At 61.8% G+C, this 17,870-nt stretch carries 19 protein-coding genes; 9 read left to right on the forward strand and 10 right to left on the reverse strand.

Annotated elements, in window-relative coordinates; genetic code table 11:
• The first annotated feature begins 111 nt into the window (after nucleotides 1–111).
• Nucleotides 112–1,095, forward strand: a complete 984-nt coding sequence (locus KBY67_RS01965) for a GAF domain-containing protein (RefSeq protein WP_255108122.1) — start codon at nucleotides 112–114, stop codon at nucleotides 1,093–1,095.
• A gap of 26 nt (nucleotides 1,096–1,121) precedes the next feature.
• On the forward strand, nucleotides 1,122–1,646 hold the full coding sequence (locus KBY67_RS01970) for a hypothetical protein (RefSeq protein ID WP_255108125.1): 525 nt from the start codon (nucleotides 1,122–1,124) through the stop codon (nucleotides 1,644–1,646).
• On the opposite strand, the gene KBY67_RS01975 is transcribed toward KBY67_RS01970, so the two are convergent.
• Genes KBY67_RS01975 through KBY67_RS02015 form a run of 9 tightly spaced genes read right to left on the reverse strand, consistent with a single transcriptional unit; the run spans nucleotide 1,585 to nucleotide 9,478 of the window.
• Nucleotides 1,585–2,088 (reverse strand): ATP-binding protein, encoded by a 504-nt coding sequence (locus tag KBY67_RS01975; RefSeq protein WP_255108127.1) that lies wholly within the window; start codon nucleotides 2,086–2,088, stop codon nucleotides 1,585–1,587. The two genes, KBY67_RS01970 and KBY67_RS01975, sit on opposite strands and share 62 nt — an antisense overlap.
• Nucleotides 2,089–2,093: 5 nt before the next feature.
• Complete coding sequence (locus tag KBY67_RS01980) at nucleotides 2,094–3,089, reverse strand: sugar transferase (protein WP_255108129.1); 996 nt, start codon at nucleotides 3,087–3,089, stop codon at nucleotides 2,094–2,096.
• Nucleotides 3,090–3,097: 8 nt separating this feature from the next.
• Nucleotides 3,098–3,619, reverse strand: a complete 522-nt coding sequence (locus KBY67_RS01985) for a glycosyltransferase (protein WP_255108131.1) — start codon at nucleotides 3,617–3,619, stop codon at nucleotides 3,098–3,100.
• Nucleotides 3,616–4,113, reverse strand: coding sequence for a PssD/Cps14F family polysaccharide biosynthesis glycosyltransferase (pssD, locus tag KBY67_RS01990; RefSeq protein ID WP_255108133.1), 498 nt, complete (start codon nucleotides 4,111–4,113; stop codon nucleotides 3,616–3,618). Before pssD ends, KBY67_RS01985 begins: the two co-directional genes overlap by 4 nt.
• Nucleotides 4,110–5,174, reverse strand: coding sequence for a glycosyltransferase family 2 protein (locus KBY67_RS01995; RefSeq protein ID WP_255108136.1), 1,065 nt, complete (start codon nucleotides 5,172–5,174; stop codon nucleotides 4,110–4,112). Before KBY67_RS01995 ends, pssD begins: the two co-directional genes overlap by 4 nt.
• The gene (locus tag KBY67_RS02000; RefSeq protein WP_255108139.1) at nucleotides 5,171–6,139 is read right to left on the reverse strand and encodes a glycosyltransferase family A protein; all 969 of its coding nucleotides are present in this window, start codon (nucleotides 6,137–6,139) and stop codon (nucleotides 5,171–5,173) included. The genes KBY67_RS01995 and KBY67_RS02000 overlap by 4 nt, the downstream gene beginning before the upstream one ends.
• Nucleotides 6,139–7,431 (reverse strand): lipopolysaccharide biosynthesis protein, encoded by a 1,293-nt coding sequence (locus KBY67_RS02005; protein ID WP_255108142.1) that lies wholly within the window; start codon nucleotides 7,429–7,431, stop codon nucleotides 6,139–6,141. The genes KBY67_RS02000 and KBY67_RS02005 overlap by 1 nt, the downstream gene beginning before the upstream one ends.
• Nucleotides 7,428–8,414: a glycosyltransferase family 4 protein gene (locus KBY67_RS02010; protein WP_255108144.1), complete on the reverse strand. Its 987-nt coding sequence runs from the start codon at nucleotides 8,412–8,414 to the stop codon at nucleotides 7,428–7,430. Before KBY67_RS02010 ends, KBY67_RS02005 begins: the two co-directional genes overlap by 4 nt.
• Nucleotides 8,411–9,478: a polysaccharide pyruvyl transferase family protein gene (locus KBY67_RS02015; RefSeq protein WP_255108147.1), complete on the reverse strand. Its 1,068-nt coding sequence runs from the start codon at nucleotides 9,476–9,478 to the stop codon at nucleotides 8,411–8,413. Before KBY67_RS02015 ends, KBY67_RS02010 begins: the two co-directional genes overlap by 4 nt.
• Before the next feature lie 317 nt (nucleotides 9,479–9,795).
• Here KBY67_RS02015 and KBY67_RS02020 point away from each other — a divergent pair, with 317 nt between their 5' ends.
• From KBY67_RS02020 to KBY67_RS02050, 7 genes are all read left to right on the forward strand, one after another.
• The gene (locus KBY67_RS02020; RefSeq protein WP_255108211.1) at nucleotides 9,796–10,878 is read left to right on the forward strand and encodes a polysaccharide biosynthesis/export family protein; all 1,083 of its coding nucleotides are present in this window, start codon (nucleotides 9,796–9,798) and stop codon (nucleotides 10,876–10,878) included.
• A complete protein-coding gene (locus KBY67_RS02025; RefSeq protein ID WP_255108149.1) occupies nucleotides 10,878–12,293 on the forward strand; it encodes a hypothetical protein in 1,416 nt (471 codons plus the stop codon). The genes KBY67_RS02020 and KBY67_RS02025 overlap by 1 nt, the downstream gene beginning before the upstream one ends.
• Entirely contained in the window at nucleotides 12,290–13,645 is a 1,356-nt protein-coding gene (locus KBY67_RS02030) for an O-antigen ligase domain-containing protein (RefSeq protein ID WP_255108151.1), read from the forward strand. Before KBY67_RS02025 ends, KBY67_RS02030 begins: the two co-directional genes overlap by 4 nt.
• A gap of 84 nt (nucleotides 13,646–13,729) precedes the next feature.
• A complete protein-coding gene (locus KBY67_RS02035; RefSeq protein ID WP_255108153.1) occupies nucleotides 13,730–14,104 on the forward strand; it encodes a PAS domain-containing protein in 375 nt (124 codons plus the stop codon).
• 4 nt (nucleotides 14,105–14,108) lie between these two features.
• Nucleotides 14,109–15,797, forward strand: a complete 1,689-nt coding sequence (locus KBY67_RS02040) for an ATP-binding protein (protein WP_255108155.1) — start codon at nucleotides 14,109–14,111, stop codon at nucleotides 15,795–15,797.
• Complete coding sequence (locus KBY67_RS02045) at nucleotides 15,794–16,159, forward strand: Hpt domain-containing protein (protein WP_255108157.1); 366 nt, start codon at nucleotides 15,794–15,796, stop codon at nucleotides 16,157–16,159. Before KBY67_RS02040 ends, KBY67_RS02045 begins: the two co-directional genes overlap by 4 nt.
• Complete coding sequence (locus KBY67_RS02050; protein WP_255108159.1) at nucleotides 16,149–17,363, forward strand: SpoIIE family protein phosphatase; 1,215 nt, start codon at nucleotides 16,149–16,151, stop codon at nucleotides 17,361–17,363. The genes KBY67_RS02045 and KBY67_RS02050 overlap by 11 nt, the downstream gene beginning before the upstream one ends.
• Here KBY67_RS02050 and KBY67_RS02055 read toward each other — a convergent pair.
• Nucleotides 17,348–17,677: an STAS domain-containing protein gene (locus tag KBY67_RS02055; protein WP_255108162.1), complete on the reverse strand. Its 330-nt coding sequence runs from the start codon at nucleotides 17,675–17,677 to the stop codon at nucleotides 17,348–17,350. The two genes, KBY67_RS02050 and KBY67_RS02055, sit on opposite strands and share 16 nt — an antisense overlap.
• Nucleotides 17,678–17,870 lie beyond the last annotated feature (193 nt).

Consider the following 17,870-nt stretch of genomic DNA (forward strand, 5'->3'; position numbering starts at 1 on the left):
ACAAGCTTTTGACACCTAGGCTACCCATGGCGGTTTCGGCAGGACCGTGATGGGCAGGACCGCGATTCGGAGGATGGAGAGAAAGCCGTGGCCCGGCGCCCCGGAGAGTTCTTGCCCTCTCTGGAAACCATGACGCCCTTCCCCGACTATCCGACTCCCGCCGATGAAGAAGAGCGGCTGCGGTCGCTGGAGAGGACCCTGCTGCTCGACAGCGAATCGGACGCTGATCTCGACCGCATCACCACCCTGGCCTCCGAGACCCTGGACACACCGATCGCCCTGATCTCTCTGGTGGATCGGGAGCGTCAGTGGTTTCTGTCCAAGGTGGGCTTGCAGGCCTCCCAGACACCCCGGTCCATGGCGTTCTGCGCCCACGCGATCACCCAGGGCTCGACGCTGGTGGTGCCTGACGCCCTGGACGACCCCCGCTTCAACACCAATCCGCTGGTGGTGTCGGAGCCGAACATCCGCTTCTATGCCGGCGCCCAGCTCAGGCCCCAGGACGGGCAACCCCTCGGCACCCTCTGCGTCATCGATCGGACACCCCGCCAGTTCAGCCCACGGCAGCTGCGCTGGCTCCAGCTCTTCTCTGAGCAGGTGAGCCGTGAAATCGAGCTGCGCCAGCGGCTGGCGCGTTGTCCCATCACCGGGTTCTTCAACCGCAGCTCATTCGAGATGCTCTGTCAGAAGGAGTTCGAGCGGGCCCGGCGCACCCATGGAACCCTGACTCTGCTGCTGCTCAGGGTGGAGAATCTCGATCAGGTGCGAGGGCTGGCCGAAGCCACGGCTCCCGATGGCCTTGTCGGTGAACTCGCCGAGCGGTTCAGCGCGCTGGCGGCGGAGTCCGATCTGCTGGGCCGCTATGCCGATGCCTGCTTCGCGATGCTTCTGGTGGGGGCTTCGACGGAGCGGGAGCAGGCCGTGTCCGATACCCTGCGGGGCGCCTCGGTGCGCTCTCTGCATCCTCAGCTCCTGATCGGCCTGAGCCGCCTGGACGCGGAGGATCTGAGCGCCGTCGATCTGCTCATCCGCGCCGACAACGCCCTGTTCCTGGCCCGGGCGGTGGAGCCGATCAAGCCTTCGCCGGGCCCTTGAACAGTCGGCCGGTGGTGCTACCTGTTGTGCTATCGACCGCGCTGCTGCTGGGGCTCCTGGCTGTAGTGAACCGGAGGCACCCGAGCCAGGAGCCCCAGCCCACGGCCATGGCCTTCACGTTGCCCTCGGCCCAGGATGTGGAGCGTCCCGGACTGGTCTTCAGCGATCGAGACGGCCACAAGCCCCGATCGAGCTCCTTGTCCTTCTGGATGTTGCACAAGAGCAAGAAGGTCTGGTTCCGCGTCCCTGATGCGGCGCCGGGGAGCGATCTTCAGCCGATGCTCCTTTACCGCGGTCGGCGCATCCTGTTCGGGGGTGATCTGGCCAACTTGTCGCCCAGCCAAAGCCAGCGGCTGAAACGCGACAGCATTCTCTGGGGTGATGCCGTCGCCCATGGCTGGGGTGTGGGTCCTGAGCACACCAACTACTACCTGTTCATCTGGACCCGCTGGTCGTGGCTGCATCCAGCCTTCAGGTCTCCATCGCGCTTCAGCCTGCGTTATCGGCCCCCAACGGCGCCTGAGAGGGCAGCAGATCGATCCGATGGCTGATCGTCAGTCGGCACCCCTGCTCACCCCGGCGTTGGTAGGTGATCTGCCAGCCGCGCTGCCGTTGCAGCTGCCGCAGCAGCACCATGCCCCAGTGGGCCTCCCGCTCCAGTGGGTCGTAGTCGTGGCTGGCCTGTTCCCTGTCGAGGCGGCGCCAGGCTTCCTCCATGTCGTAGCCCGGGCCATGGTCGTCGATCTGGATGCGGAGTTCAACGCTTGAGCGTGAGAGATCGATGGCGACCGGTGGAGGCGGCGAGAGGTCGCGGTGGGCGTGGCGGACCGCGTTGCTGAAGCCCTCCATCAAGGCGGTCTGGCCTTCCACCCAGAGGCTGTCGTTGATCTGAGCCGAGCGCAGGCGCTCGAAACGCGCCAGAACCTCGCCAACACCATCGAGCTGGCTGGGGACCAGGAAGGACTCCCGATGGATGGGGCTGCCGCTCGCCATGGCGATCACATCCCGCCAGCCTTACGACTGAACACCACAAGGATCGTTCTCAAGATCAGCTTCAGATCATGGAGCAGGCTCCAGTTCTGCTGATAACGAAGATCCAGGGCAATCACATCTTCGAAACGGCGAATCGAAGAACGACCGCTCACCTGCCATTCTCCACTGAGCCCTGGCTTGACATCGAAACGCTGCCAGTTCGGCACGTCGTAGAGCCCCACTTCATCCGGAGTGGAAGGGCGGGTGCCGATCAGGCTCATGTCACCGATGAACACATTCCAGAACTGAGGCAGCTCATCGAGGCTGGTCTTGCGCAGGATGCGGCCCACCCGGGTGATGCGCGGATCGTTCTCGTTCTTGAAGAAGGCCCCATCCGCCTGGTTGGTCACGCTGCTCTTGAGGGCCTCGGCCTGCGCCACCATCGAGCGGAACTTCCAGATGCGGAAGCGACGCCCCATCCAGCCGCAACGAACCTGCGAGAACAGGATCGGACCCGGACTGTCGCAGCGAATGGCGATCGCAATCGGCAGGAAGAGCACAGCCGTGATGGTCAGTCCGACCAGGGCGCCAGAGATGTCGATCAACCTCTTCGTGCGCGAGCGCACGGAGGGGTGGGTCTGAGGTGGTCGTCGATCCTCCCCGCGTCCGGGCGTGGCCACGACAGCGTCGGTGTGGTCGGTGATCGGTAGACGCGACTCGAGCCCCGTCATCGTTAGGGCCAGGCGAACCTGATGGTTCACGCTCCAGGCCTTCAGGGGGAGGGAGCGCGCCTGGGCCAGCTTGATGGCGCCCACCAGGGCACCGATGCCGCTGCTGTCGATCACCACGGTGTGACCGAAGTCCAGCACGACGGCCTTCAACTCCGGCGCCGAGAGCCAGCTGGGGAGGTCATCGCGCAGTTGGACGGCTTCGGCCACGGTGAGCCGGGGTGGCAGCTGGATCAGCAAGGTGCCGTGTCGCCGGCAGAGGCCGCAGGGATTGGGCTTGAATGGGGGTTCCATGGACAACTTCAGGCGCCTCTGGCTCGAGCACGGGGGCCTTCGGCGGCGGCCAGCCGTGCGGCGAAACGTCGTTGCAGACTGGCCGAGAGCACCTGGGCGGAGTGTTCGGAGAGATCGCTGATCGAAGCGTGTCTGGGCTGCTCCAGGAAGCGCACCAGATCGCCGGGGCACCAGCCGATCGGCACCTCCATCTGGGCCAGGGCCATCGCCAATTCCACCTGGTGATCATCGACATGTTCCTGAAATCGCTGGGAGCGCGGCACCAGGATGTAGGGCGTGCTGAGCTGATCAAGCAACAGCACGGTCCCTTCCCCGCAGTGGGCAATCACCAGCCGCGAGCGCTCGATCAGCTCCCGGAATGCGTCCTCCTTGAGCATCCGATAGACCGTGGCCCCACTCGGCAGGGTCGTGCAGGTGCCGTACTGCACAACCACCTCCTCCTGAATCAGGTCTGCATCGAGCAGGATCTCGATCCACTGCATCAGCCGGTTGAAGGGGTATTGCTCGGTGCCCACGGTGATGAAGATCATCGAAGGACTCCACCCAGGGTTGAATCCGCACGTTCCGCCGGCTCCAGCACCAGATCCGAGATCAGCTCCGCGCGGGGATAACGGCTCTGCAGCTGTGGCCAATGCACGTAGAGCACATGCAGAAAGGGCCTGACCAGGCGGGCCGAGAGGCTCAGGGTGTGGATCCTCGTGATCGATTCGATGAAGACCACCTGGCTGCCGAACAGGCGGCCCAGCAGGAGAAAGGGAACGGCTACCCCGGCCCCGGTGGAGAGGATCAGGGTGGGGCGTGTCCGGCGAAGGATCCCCAGTGCCAGCCCCAGATTCCTCAGCAGGTTGGGCAGATTGCGGTTGGTGGGGCTGAAGGCCCAGCGCACCACTTCCCCCTCCAGCTCCTGTTCCGTGGTGGCCGTCCGGAAGGTCACCCACACCCTGGGATGGTTCTCCCAGAAGGGTCTGAGTTGCTGCAGGGCCTTGAAATGCCCCCCTGAAGAGCACACCAGCAGAATGGTCATGGAGCTGCTCCCCCGACACCTGATGCGCCGGATCCCGGTCGAGGGTCCTGTCGCATCCTTCGCTCCTGACTGGATCCCGTGAGCCTGATCATGCTGGATTCCATCCGGCGATACAGCCAATCGGGCAGCAGCCAGAGCAGATACGCGGCTCCCAGGCTGATCAGTGTGCGGCGGGGCTCCTCCAGCAGGATGCGTGGGTTGCTGGCGAGGGACTGGTGCATCAGCCTTACCGCCACAGCGGGTTGCCGTTGCCGGATCGCGCGCCGGGCGAGATAGCGCAGTTGATAGGCCCTGGCCCTGGGGGCCCAGCGGGCGATGAAGCCCGGATGACGGATGGCGGTCTTGGTGAGGACTCGCTCCCAGGCGGCGTACTGCTGCTTGAGGTTGGCGGAGAGGCCACCTGCATTGACCCTGTAGAGGGTCAGCGCTTCGGGCAGCCCCTCGAAACGCCAGTCGGTCTGCAGGGCGATCCGCAACCAGCACTCAATGTCCTCCGACTGGCGGAAGGAATCATCGAAGTAAAAGTCTTCGGGTTCTCCATAGAGGTTGGCCCGAAAATGGATGGCCTCCAGCACCTCCCGGCGGATCACCACCGCCGAACCATTGCCGATTGGATTCCGGCAGAAGATCAGCTCCGGCGTGATGTCGTTCAACTGGGGCATCTGATAGATCCCCAGTGGCGACCCGTCTTCATTGATGAAGCCGGAACGAGAAAAGCTCACCCCCACCTCTTGCCGGAGTCGGAAGTGATCCACATGCCGCTCGATCTTCTCCGGCAGCCACAGGTCGTCGCTGTCAAGGAAGGCGCAGTACGTTCCCCTGGCCCGGCGGATTCCCGTGTTGCGGGCACCGGCGAGTCCCCTGTTGGCCTGCTGCAGGATATGCAGCCTTGGATCTGTGAACTTCCGGCAGATGGCGGGCCCCGTGTCGGTGGAGCCATCGTCGACCACCAGGATCTCCAGATGGGGATAGGTCTGGGCGATCACCGACTCGAGCGTGGCGGCCACGGTGGCCGCGCTGTTGTAGAGCGGAATGATCACCGAGACGAGCGGACCCGTCATGGCTGGCCCCTCCGGACACCGAAGGCAGACAGCACGCGGCTGATCCAGGCCCTCAGCACCACAGCCCCCCAGGTCAACCAGGTGCGCCGCGGCTGCTTCCAAAGCAGTGCTGGATCGGATCGCAGGGCCCGTGCCATGTAGTCGGATCCCTGGGCGGCCGCTGATCGCAGACGAAGACTACGGCGAGCCAGATAGCGCAACTGAAGCGCACGGGACTCATTCAGATGATTCTCCACCAGCTCCGGGGCATAGCGGCGCGCCTGGTCCACCATCTGCTCCCAGCCGGCCTCCATTCGAGCGAGTTGGGCCGAGAGACCACCGACACTGGTTCGGTACCCGGTGAGCACCTCGGGCACTCCAGCGATCTCCCAGTCCGTGCAGCAGCGCACCCGCAGCAACCATTCCAGGTCTTCGCTGTAACTCATCGATTCCAGGAAGCCGCCCACCTCCTCCAGCACCTGGCGCCGCACGACCCAGTTGGAGGTTGTGGTGGTGGGATTCTCCGAGAGAAAGTCCTCGGCGCGAAGATTGCGCAGCTTCGAGCTCGACACCTGGCCCGTGGGCACACCCTCGGGGCTGAGCACCTCCACACGGGCGAAGCTCACCCCCAGGCGGGGCTCGGCCCGGAGCTCTTGCAGGTGGCGCTCCAGCTTGGTGGGATGCCAGAGGTCATCGGCGTCGAGGAAGGCCACGATCGGGCCGCGGCTGCGGGCCACCCCAAGATTGCGAGCAGCTGACACCCCCCTGTTCGGGACGCAGATCACACCCAGCCGTCCGTCAGCGGCCTGCAGCCGGCGCACGCAGTCGGCGGTGCCGTCGCTGGAGCCGTCATCGACCACCAGCAGGTTCCAGTCGCTCCAGGTCTGGGCCTGGACCGAGGCAATCGTCGCCGGCAGTGACGTCTCGGCGTCGAAGGCTGGAATCACCACCGATACCGTGGGTCCTTCGTGAGCCTGGCTCTGCATCAGGCCAGCTCCCTGGCGGGGGACTGCAGCAACCTCCTGGCCCAGAGCAGATACAGGGGCTGCAGGACCAGGTGGGTGACCATCACCGCCACGGCCACCCCGAGAATCCCCCAGCCGGTTCCCACCAGAATCGCCAGGGCCAGCAGGACGGTGAAGATCAGGTTCCAGCGCAGATCCACCTGGGGAAGGCCCACGGCACGAAACAGCATCGAAGCGGCGTTGGCGAAGGGCCTCGAGAGGGCCGAGAGACAGATCAGGATCAGCACCGGCACCGCTCCCCGCTCCACCCACTGGGAGCCGAACACGATCGGCACATAGAGCGGCGCCAGGCTGGACTGGAGTGCCACCAGGGGGCCGATCACCACAGCGGTGGTGCGCAGGTTGCGGTTGAAACGCCGCTGCAGTTCTCCCGGGTCGGAGCGCACGTCACAGAGGTCGGAGTACATCGAAACCCCCATCGCATTCACGGCACTCAGGCTCAGGCCCAGGCCCGCATTGAAGGCGAAGTAGTAGACACCCAGCGGGGCCAGGCCCAGGAAGCGACCGATCAGCAGATAATCGATGTTCTCACGCAGAGTGTTGAGCAATTCGACGCCGAGAATGCGGCTGCCGAAGCCAAGAATCCGCCGCCAGTTCCTGATCGTGAAGGCCTGCACCGGCCTCCAGGCCTGGTATCTGTACATCATCAGCACCCAGATCGGTGCCACCAGCAGCTTGGGAAGAACGATGGCCCACATACCCAGTCCCATCAGTGCCAGCCCGCCGGTGAGCAGGTTGTCGGTCACCACCTGGGCGAGGTTGGTGAGGCTGAACACGTTCAGGCGGTTTTCGCGCCGAATCAGGGCCGTCTGAACCATGGCCAAGGGGTAGATCAGATAGGTGCATCCGATCGCCATGATCGGCATGATCAGTTTGGGATTGCCAAAGAAGCGGGCCACGGCGAACGAGCCGATGGTTTGGATCAGGAACAGGCCCCCGCCAAGCAACCAGTTCAGCCAGTAGGCCGTGACGCAGAGCTCCTCCACATCGGTGGCATCGGCCTGAACGAGCTTGTCGCCGATGCCGTTGCGGGTGAACACCCGGATGAATTCATGGGTGGTGAGGACGATGGCGGCCAGTCCGTAGTCCTCGGGGGTGAGCAGGCGGGCCAGGATGATCGTGGCCAGAAGCCGTGACATCCGAATCCCAAGCTCCGAGAGCCCCATCCAGCCCACGTTGCGCAAGAAGCGATCGCCGGCCACCTGTCCACGCAAGCCCTGCCAGCGGGTCTGGAGCGTGGCCAGCCAGCTCATCGGAATTCCTCAAGCAGCGTTTCCCAGGCGCTGACGAAGTCGTGCCAGGCAGAGGCTGCGGTGGCGCGGCCATGCCGTGCCCAGGCCAGGCGCCGCTCGTCTCCGGCCGCCGCCATCGCCGCGATGGCTGCCGCCCAGGCCGAAGGCTCGTCGCTCTTCACCTCGAGTCCGCAGCCCAGGGCCTGCTCCTGGAGGCCATCCACCGCCCGCACCAGGATGGGACGGGCGGCTGCTCTGGCTTCCAGGCAGACGTTGCCCCATGGTTCCCAGCGGGACGGTATTGCCACAGCATCGGCCTGGCTGAGAAAGCCCGGCACATCGTCGACGCGGCCCACCAACTGGATGGCTGGATCGGAGCCGGCCTGCTTCTCCAGGCTGGAGCGCAGCGGCCCCTCTCCCCCCAGCCGTAACTGCACGCTGCCGGCCGGCAGCTGGCGCACGGCCTCGATCAGCAGATCGAATCCCTTCTGCTCGTTCAGGCGCCCGAAGGCCACCAGCCGCAGGGGCGTCGGGGCCGGAGCCGGCAGCGGCACCGCCAGGAAGGGTTCCACGTCACGGCTGGAGCGGATCAGGCGCAGACGACTGTCTCCCACCAGCCGGGCCTCCCGCAACCATTGGCGCTGCCCCTCGGACACCGCCACTACCCGGTCCATGGCCCGGTAGGTCAGGCGAAGCATGCTTCGGAACCGCTGCTTCGAGGGGACCTGGTGCTGCTCGAACCCTCGGCTGTAGTGGTGCTCGATCAGGACGCGCCGGGGCCCCGCCAGGGCGACCAGGTCCGCCAGACCGCGCCAGGAGCTCGCCCGATGCAGCACGATCAGGTGCGGGCGCCAGGACTGGATTCGTTGCCGGGCATCCGTGCGGCCGACACAGGCGAAGCTGACCCACTCACCCAGGCGCGACCGGGAGAGACTCTCGAGGGTGGCGGCGATCCCGCCGCTCCAGCCCATGCTCTGGCCGGCGAGGACGTGAAGGACTCTCACCAGCGACCTTCCAGGACAGGATCCAGGCACTGCCGCAGGTCCTGACGCACCTGTCGGCGGATCTCCCCATCGTTGAAGCGACGTTTCCCGGACGCGAGAATCGCCTCCAGCTGGGTGGATGGCTCGAAGCTTTCGAGCCCACAGCCGATCACTCCCAGCCGCTCACTGAGGTCACGCCCCTTGTTCGAGTAGTGCAGGTTGAAGGGCACGCGTCCGGCGGCCAGGGCGAGTACGGCTGTGTGATAACGGACGGCCACGCTCAGGCTCGCCACCTTGAGGGCCCCCATCACCAGCTGCCAGCCGGCCAGACCCGAGCCCCCGTGAAATGGATTGAAGCTGGCCAGCCGCGGGACCCGCCGGGTCAGGGCCTCGGCCACCTCCAGGTCGTTGTCAGCCCCGTAGGCCCGGGACTGGATCAGGATCACGGGTTGCAGGCCCTGCCCGAGCAGGCTGTGGCTGAGGTCCACCAGTTGGTCCTGGAACTTGGCTGAGTTGTGGGCATACATCCTGTCGAAGCCCCGCACCGAGAGCAGGGCAGCCCGGGACGGTTCGATCCCGGCATCCCGCAGGAGACGGCTGGCTTCGGCTTCGGCACGGGGATGGAGGGTCAGGGCAAAGGCCGCGTCATAGGAAAGAATTGCCTTCACGCCGGCCTGGCACAGGCGTCGGTGACTTTCGGCATCGCGGACGCACACGCCAGCAAGGCGCTTCAGGCACAACACCAGAGCATGGAAGCTCAGCCCATGGCACGATCTTGGGATGGACTGGCCGAACAGAACAGTGTGCTGTGGATCCCTGTTCAGCTCCCTGAGGTTCTGCAGAAAGGTGCGCGTGATCAGCCACTCTCTGCCGTTGTTGAAGATGTCGCCACCGACACTGATCAGGGCATCACAAGAGCCGAGTTCAGCCGGAAAGCTGACACCAGGGACCGGCAGTGGTTCCACGTCCTGAACCTTGGCCACCACCTCGGCGGGATCCACCAGGCTGGCCAGGGCACTGTAGATGGCTGCATCGCCGATGTTCAGGGTTGAGTAGGTGTTGATCAGCCCAATGCGGATAGCCATGATTAGAGCAGGATCAGGCAACCGTTGATTTGTTTCAGCAATCCAGCAGGCTGGAATTCACAATGTTCATGGACCAGTATAGAGTGGGAGTTGAAGGGGCCCACCAACATGTCAGAGTATTGTTGTTGCCATGCAATCTAGCATCGCGCCATCTCCTGGATGTATCCGTGGCACCTGTTCCTTCGCCGCTTTGCAAGGGTGTCTTGCGGGGCAGGTGGTGGACAGCGATGGCCTTGTGATCATGCTTAACATGGGTGTTGCCATTGGACCATGACGGTGCAGGACCTGCATCATCCGAAGTGACAGATCACCTGCCGATGCTCCACAGGGGTTGGCTTCAGCTGCTTCTCTGGCCTCGCTGCTCCGCAGCGGCTGCAGCGGTCCTGGCTCTTCTCTCCGCCGGCCTTGTTCTCGCAGGCCCTGTCCGGGCATTGCCCCTCTCTCCGGGGGACCGGCTCAAATTGAGCATTCCGGACGGTGAGGAGTTCAGCGGACTTTACGAGGTTAATCAGGACGGGAAGCTCGAGATTCCTTACCTGCCTCCGCTCAATGCCGCTGGGCTTGAGCCCAGCGCACTCCAGAAATCGATCACCCATGCACTGCTCTCGGGTGGCTACTTTCAGCCCTCGTTCCTGCGTGTCAGCGTGAACGTCATCCAGTGGGCACCTGCCCAGGTGTTCGTGCGAGGGGCCACGTTTCTGCCTGGCCGCGTTCTGATCAATGAACTCTCCGATGCTGAGCTGACTCAACCTCCGGTTCAAATCAGCGGGAACAATCCCACTAATCGCTACCTTTCTGTGGCGCTGCGGCAGGCCGGTGGTCTCAAGCCAACGGCTGACATCAAGACCATCCAGCTGATCCGGGCGGGGAAGCCGCAAACCCTCGACCTCAGTGGCATCTTCAATGGTGAACCCTTTGAGGATGTCCCTCTGATCGCCGGTGATCAGGTGATCGTTCCAGACACCGGAGTTGTCAATAATCTGATTGTTAGACCCTCACAAGTCACCCCTGTTGGCGTGAAGATCTTCCTTTCAAATCTGACTGTTCCTGCCACTGGAAATTCGATCTCGGGAATCAGTCGGGATGCAACATCTTTCTCCTATGGATCACGTTTTTCTCAGGCTGTTGTCGCCGCTAATTGTGTCGGTGGCACCAGAGGCACCAATGCGGGTCGTCGAGCGATTCTTGTCACGACCAACGAGCTCACCGGCAAAACCTCCGTGCTGGAGCGAGGCATCCATGAGCTGATGCAGGCCTCCACGGATGATCGGAACAACCCTTATCTGATGGCCAACGATTCGGTGGCTTGTTTTGATTCTACCGTGACATCCATCCGCGATGTGATGAGGACGTTGTCGGATGTGATCCTGCCAGGTACCCTGATTCGCGCGTTCTTCTGATGCAGTCAGTCTCGCAGAAGATTGCGACAAGGCTGCGGGCCCATCCGCTGCATGGCTACCTGAAACGCCGCTGGAACCGCTACGCCACCCTTGGCCTCGCCGCCAACGCCTTCATCTGGATCACGTCACTCCTATACCTGGCCTTGGCCCGCCCGGTCTATACGACGAAATGGGCCCTTCTGCTGCCTGGCGGGAGCAGTGGTGTGAGCGTCAATCTTCCTGAAATCGGCCAGGCGTCTTCCTCCAGTGGAACGGGAATGGGTAGCTCCACCTTTGATCAGAGAGCCAACTATGAATATATCTTCAGCAGCGATACGGTGCTGTATCGAGCAGCGAAGCTGGCAGGTCTTGCTCCCGGTCAGTTCAAAAAGCCGAGAATCAAGCTGCTGGATAATACCACCCTGATGGAATTTGAAGTGGCTGCACCTACTCCTGCCCTGGCAAAGGCCAAATCCTTCGCGCTCTATGAAGCGATCGCGGAGCGTCTCAATGAGCTTCGACGCAGGGAGATCAGCCAGCGCGAGGGGCCCACCCAGAAGATTCTGAGTGAGGCCCAGCTCAAGCTGGAAGTCGCCCAGACGAAACTCTCCCAATACAAGTCGCGCTCTGGTCTCACCTCTGATGATCTTGTCGGCAACCTCTCCAGCAACATCGAGGATCTCCGCAAGCAGCGGGCTGAGGCCACGGCGCAGCAGCGCCTCTTTGCCGCTCGGCTGGAGCAGCTGCGGCGCGATCTCGGCCTCAGCTCCTCCCAGGCGGCGGATGCCTTTCTGCTTCAGAACGATGGGGTCTTTCAGCAGAACCTGAGGGAGTACAGCGAGGCCAGCGCTTCCCTCAAGGTGTTGTCCGGGCGCTTTGGCGTCAACCATCCCCGAGTGATCAAGGAACGCAAGCGTCAGGAGTCGGCGATGAATGGTCTGCTCCGCCGCAGCCGCTCGCTTCTGTCGCGGTCCCTTTCGGCGGCTGAGCTGGCCCGCCTGGCCTTGGCCAGTTCAGGAGCCTCTGGCCGCGACACCCTGCTGCAGGGGCTGGTGACGGTGCAAGCCGACCTTGAGGGTGTTCAGGGCCGGATTCAGGGCCTCGATCGGGCCATAGTCAGCCTGGAGGCCCGTCTCAGCCGGCTCTCCCAGCGCCAGTCAAACCTCGACTCCCTCAAGCGTGATGTGCAGATCGCCGAGGCTGTCTTCGCCTCCACACTCACCAAGCTGGATCTGGGTCAGGGCGAGCTGTTCTCGGCCTATCCCCTCGTGCAGATGGTCGTGGATCCGGAGTTGCCCGGGAAACCCTCCTCTCCCAAGGTGGGATTCGTGCTGGCCGGGGCCGTCCTGGGATCCATCTTCTCCAGCCTTGGCCTCTGGCTGCTGTGGCTGCGCAAGCCCTGGGTCAAAAAGCTGTCCAGGCTGATCTCCCCATGACTGCACCCCCCTTAGGCCTGGATGACGCCGTGGGGTCCCCAGGGTTTCGAGATCGGATCACACCCGCCAATGTTCCCGAACGCCTGATCTGGTGGTCCATTACATGGATCTATCCCATCTGGGTCGTGGGTGGTCTGTATGTGGTGGGTTCTGTCCTTGGTTGGCTGCTGCTTTTTTGTCTGCTGATCAAGCTGCTCGCCCAGGATGAAACCACCCCTGAATCAGAGCGCTTGCAGGTCTCCTGGGTGCTCTGGTGCTGGGTGGCAGGAATGCTGCTGATGGAGGTTGCCCTGCTCGCTGGACATCTCGACTTCAATCTCGGCATCGCCATGATCATCAAGTCGTCGATCGGCTGGGGGAAGGGTTGGGCCGCTCTTGCGCTTTATCCTCTGGCTGGCTGCCTGAAGATCCGCGCTCCTCTGATCTACCGGGCGATCTGTATCGTTGGCTTACACACGTTACTGATCACTCCTGTTCTCTTGATCACTCCTTACCTTCACCTTCCCCAGATCCTCTATGTTTCACCGCTCAGGATGATTGGTGGTCCGGGTAATGAATTCTTCGATGTCCCCCTTTATGAAATTGATGGCAGCACCGGTGATCTGCGCTGGAGATTGTTCACCCCCTGGGGACCGGCGCTGGGAATGGTCGGCAATGTGTTCTTCATGCTTTCGCTTCAGGAGAAGAATCCACGCTGGAAGAGCGCGGGCTTGTTGGGATCGGTGGTGATGTGTCTGGTCTGTAAGTCCAGGTTGGCGCAGTTGAGCCTTGTTCTCGTCCCTCTGATCACGGCCGTTCTGGGACGGCTGGGCCGGCCAGCCATGCTGTTGATCCTCGGTTTCGTCAGTTATCTGGCGGGCCTGTTCTCCCCCTGGATTCTGCTCAGCCTGGAGCAATTCTGGGATTCATTCAAATCAGCCCGGGCGGGCTCCACGCGGGTTCGCATGGCATTGAAGCGTATCGCCGTCTATCGTTGGAGGGTTGAGGCTCCCCTCTGGGGACATGGAGTCGTGGAGAAAGGCCCACACCTGGTCGAGGGGATGCCGATCGGCTCCCATCACACCTGGGCCGGGTTGCTCTTCGTCAAGGGTGCCGCTGGTTTTGTGGCTTTGGCTGTGCCCATGCTGGCCAGCTTTGTTGATCTTCTGATCAGATCGATGGATGCGCGTCGCCAGCTGGCCCGAGTTGGTCTGAGCATTGTCATCATTCTATTTCTCTATACGTTTGGCGAAAATCTGGAGATTCTTGTCTACTTGTACTGGCCCGGTCTGGTGGTCATGGGTCTTGCGCATCAGGAACCGCTGCCCGAGGATCTACCTCCATCACCCCCAGGCACCTTACAGATGGCCTGAGTCTCTGATGGAGACTCAGCCACGGTTCGACCTTCTCCCTCCCTCCTGCCTTCATTGTTATCCTTACCTGATTGATTTCAGAGCATGGCCGACCTGGATACCGACAAAGTCACGATCGATCAGCTGCGCAGTACCGTTCTCCCCTTCGTGCGCGCCGACCAGGAGGGCCTCGTTGTCGAGATCAACGAGGCCTTTCAACAGGTCTATGGTTGGCTCCCTGAAGACATTCTTGGTCGCTCCCTTGGCCTAATTCTTCCTGCGTTTTTCAAGGATGCCCATCACCTTGGATTCTCCCGCTTCAGGATCACCGAGGGCGTTGGCTCTGAAGTTCTCAATCACCCGCTCAGGCTGAAAACTGTCTGCAAGGATCTTCGCGAGATCGAGTCTGAGCACTTTATCGTGGCCGAGCGTGAGGGTTCCACCTGGAGCTTTGCCGCCACCCTCACCCCGCTGGAGTGAGGCCTTGAGTTCAGCCGAACTTCAGGAGCAGCTTCGCAGAACATTGGGGCGTCTGGAAGCTGCCCTGAGCTCGGTCGAAGACGCGCTTGTGCTCACGGATGTCAACGGACGTGTCGAGTGGACCAACCGTGCTTTCAATCAATTCGTGGGCCAGCCGCGGCTGCTCAGTCTGGGTCGTCTCCTTGTTGAGTTGATGCCTCCTCACTATGTCGAAGGAAGCCCAGAGTCCTCGCGGGATCTGCTTGAAGAGGCTCGCCTCGGGCCTGGCAGCCTGCTGTGGGATCTCTCTCCCACCCCTCCGCGAAGGGTCGTCGAGGTCAAATGGTCACCGGTCAACCTCAATCCCGATCCCTCCCTGGTCTTCGTGTTCCGTGACCTCACTGAGATCACCATCGCCCAGGATCAGATCATCCGAGCGCGTGACACCCTTGAGCATGATGTGGCGGCCCGAACTCTCGAACTTCAGCAAGCTCGGGATGAAGCACTGGCAGCAAAGGGTGCCATGGGACAGTTCCTGTCCACCATCAGTCATGAGATCCGAACTCCTCTCAATGCCGTGATCGGTATGTCCGATCTGCTGCTGGATATAAGTCTGGATCTCCAGCAGCAGGAGCTTGTTCAAACCATCAACAGCAGTGCCGAGCTCCTGCTGCGTCTCATCAACGACATCCTTGATCTGTCCAAGATCGAGGCCAAAAAGTTGACGATCGCCTCGGAGGCTTTCTCCTTGCGATCGTTGGTCCTGGATTGCTGTCGGATGATGGATGCAGCTTTGCGTGCAAAGCATCTCGAGTTGCGCTGCTCCTTTTGTGACGATCCACCTGATGGTCTTATCGGCGATGGCCTACGCATTCGTCAGATTCTACTAAATCTGCTGAATAATGCAATCAAGTTCACAAATCAGGGCTCCATTGACGTGAAAATCGGCTGGCGCCCCCTAGCTCCTGATTCCATCGAGCTGGATCTCACTGTGGACGATACAGGTACTGGAATCTCCGAAGATTTTCTTTCCAAAATCTTCCAAGATTTTAGCCAGGAACACAATCAGGCCCATGCCAGTCATCAGCAGGGAACCGGTCTGGGACTGGCCATCTGCGATCGGCTCTGCCACTTGATGGGAGGCGGCATCGAGGTCCAGAGCCAGCTTGGCCAGGGCAGTCGGTTCCACGTCCGTCTTCCCCTGAAGCGCAGTGCGCCGGAAGTGTCGCCTGTCTCGGGATCGGACGAGTCCCTTGACCTGGACCTGAGCTCGGTCCGCCTGCTGGCCGTGGAAGACAACCGCATCAATCAGAGGGTTCTTGAACTCCTTCTGGCCAAGCTGAGTCTCAAGGTTGAATTCGCCGATTGTGGTGAGGATGCGTTGGAGCGTCTCAGTGAGGGAGGATTCAATCTGGTGCTGATGGATCTGCAGATGCCCGGAATCGATGGGCGCGAGGCCACCTGCCGGCTGCGCGCCCTGCCGATTTCACAGCCTTATGTTGTGGCGCTGACGGCGTTCGCGCTTGAGGATCAGCAACAGGCCTGCCTGGAGGCAGGCATGCAGGATTTCCTGACCAAGCCTGTGAGAGTCCCGGCCCTGAGGGGTTGTCTGCAGCGCTTTCTGCACTGGAATGCCCATCGGCAAGGCGGTTCCGTCCTGTCCGAATTAGCTCCTCCTTCAGCGGCCCTGGCACCCCTGGAGTCGTCTCCATGACGACACCTTCGGTTCTTGATCAACGGGTCTGGGAGGACTTGCGTGCTCTGGGTGGATCTGAGGCTGATGCGCTCATCCTTGAGCTGATCAGCATGTACCTGGAAGATGCACCCATCCAGCTGGAGGCCATCCGTGAGGCTGTCCGCCAGTCCGACCGTCGCGCTATCGCTTTTCATGCCCATGCCCTGCGCTCACCCAGCGCCAGCCTGGGGGGCCTGGGGCTCGCTGAGGCCTGCGCCGCTCTGGAAGCGGGGGTCGACGCCATCGATAGTCTTTCCCTGGAGTCCCCTCAGGTGCAGAAACTTCTGGCTGAATCCGAACAGGTCGTTGAGGAGTTGAGGTCGATGATCCGTGACCTCTGATCCCACCCCCGGCCTCAGCGCGTCGACCACGATCCTGCTGATCGACGATGACCGGGTTCTGCAGCACATTCTCAGAGGGCTTCTCCGGGCACAGGGATGCCTGGTGTTGACCGCTTCTGATGGTTCCAGCGGGCTGGAGCTCGCGCGTCGGCACAGGCCCCAGCTGGTGCTCTGTGACTGGTGCATGGCTGGAATGGATGGTCTGGAGGTCTGCCGACGGTTCAAACAGGACCCGCATCTGGCTGCGATCTATTTCATCCTGCTCACCTCACGCTCATCGCTCGGAGAGCGGGTGGAAGGCCTTGATGCAGGTGCCGATGACTTCCTCTCCAAGCCGGTCGAGCCTTCCGACTTGTTGGCGCGGGTGCGCTCTGGCTTGCGCTTGTACCAGGCCAATCATGAGTTGCTGGTGTTGAGCCAAGACCTTGCCGCTCAGAAGCAAAGGCTGGAGGACGAACTCACCAGCGCCGCCGATTATGTCCGCTCGATCCTCCCTTCCTCCCTGGAGGGTGCGGTTGGCATCGATAGTCTGTTCATGCCCTGCCAACAGCTGGGCGGTGACTGCCTTGACTATTACTGGTTGGATGAGAATCAGTTGATTCTTTATCTGCTGGATGTGTCTGGACATGGTCTGGCAGCGGCTCTTCCCTCGATCTCTGTGCATAATCTTCTGCGCTCCCGCGTGCTCACCCAGTCCGATCTTGGTGATCCGGCTGCTGTGCTTGGCTACCTCAATACCTGGTTTCAGATGGATCGGCAGAACAACCAATACTTCACACTCTGGTATGGGGTTTATGACAAGAGAAGTGCGGTGTTGCGCTATGCTAGTGCCGGTCATCCGCCAGCCCTTCTGTTCACTCCGGATGTTCAACAGGGCTACACACTTAAGGAGTTGAAAGCACCCAGTCTGCCTATTGGTCTGTTCGACGGTATCAATTATATAACCCACTCCTGTTCAGTCGAGCCTGGCGCCCTTCTCTATCTCTACAGTGATGGAATCTACGAAGTCCCCACGTCTGGAGAGGCTATGTGGGAACTCGAAGATTTCCGTCGGCTGCTGCGAGAGCAGATCGGCAGAGGAAGCACGGACCTGCAGCAGCTGGTTGAGGCCATTCGTGACTGCACTGGTTGCACCTCATTCCCAGACGACGCCTCGGTGATAGCAGCACGGTTTTCTGCTGGCAATACTCATAGGCAAGACTGATCAAAACTGGCTCGATCGGCATAAACTTCGAAGATCCGATCGGTTCCGGTGATCTCAAGAACCAACTTCAGCTGAGGGCAGAGTGAACACAAGGCCAAGCGCTGACCGCCCTCCCGCACTTTCTTGAGGCAGGCCACCAGAGCACTGAAGCCATTGCTGTCCATGAAGGTGATCGATTGGGCATCAATCAGGATCATGCCCTTGCCAGCAGCGAGGGCGTTGCTCAGGTCCTGGCGCAGCTGTTTGCCGGCGTCGCTATCCAGCACTCCTGACGGCTGGATCACATGCAGGAGATATGACGCTGGGGTATCCATGCTGGCTGGTGGTGTGTTGATTCATCCCCATTCTCGGTGAGGCCCGGCCTTTCTGGTCTTGCTCCGCTGGGCTCAGGGCAGTTTCTGGACGGGCCAGTCGATCAACCTCTCCCGACTAGGCTTAACCCAGGATGATGGGTCTCCAGCTCTAGGCGATTTGTTCTTACGTTGGCTCCATCGCGAAGGCGAGCTC

It is taken from the genome of Synechococcus sp. RedBA-s (assembly GCF_024345495.1).
Taxonomy (GTDB): Bacteria; Cyanobacteriota; Cyanobacteriia; order PCC-6307; family Cyanobiaceae; genus Regnicoccus_A.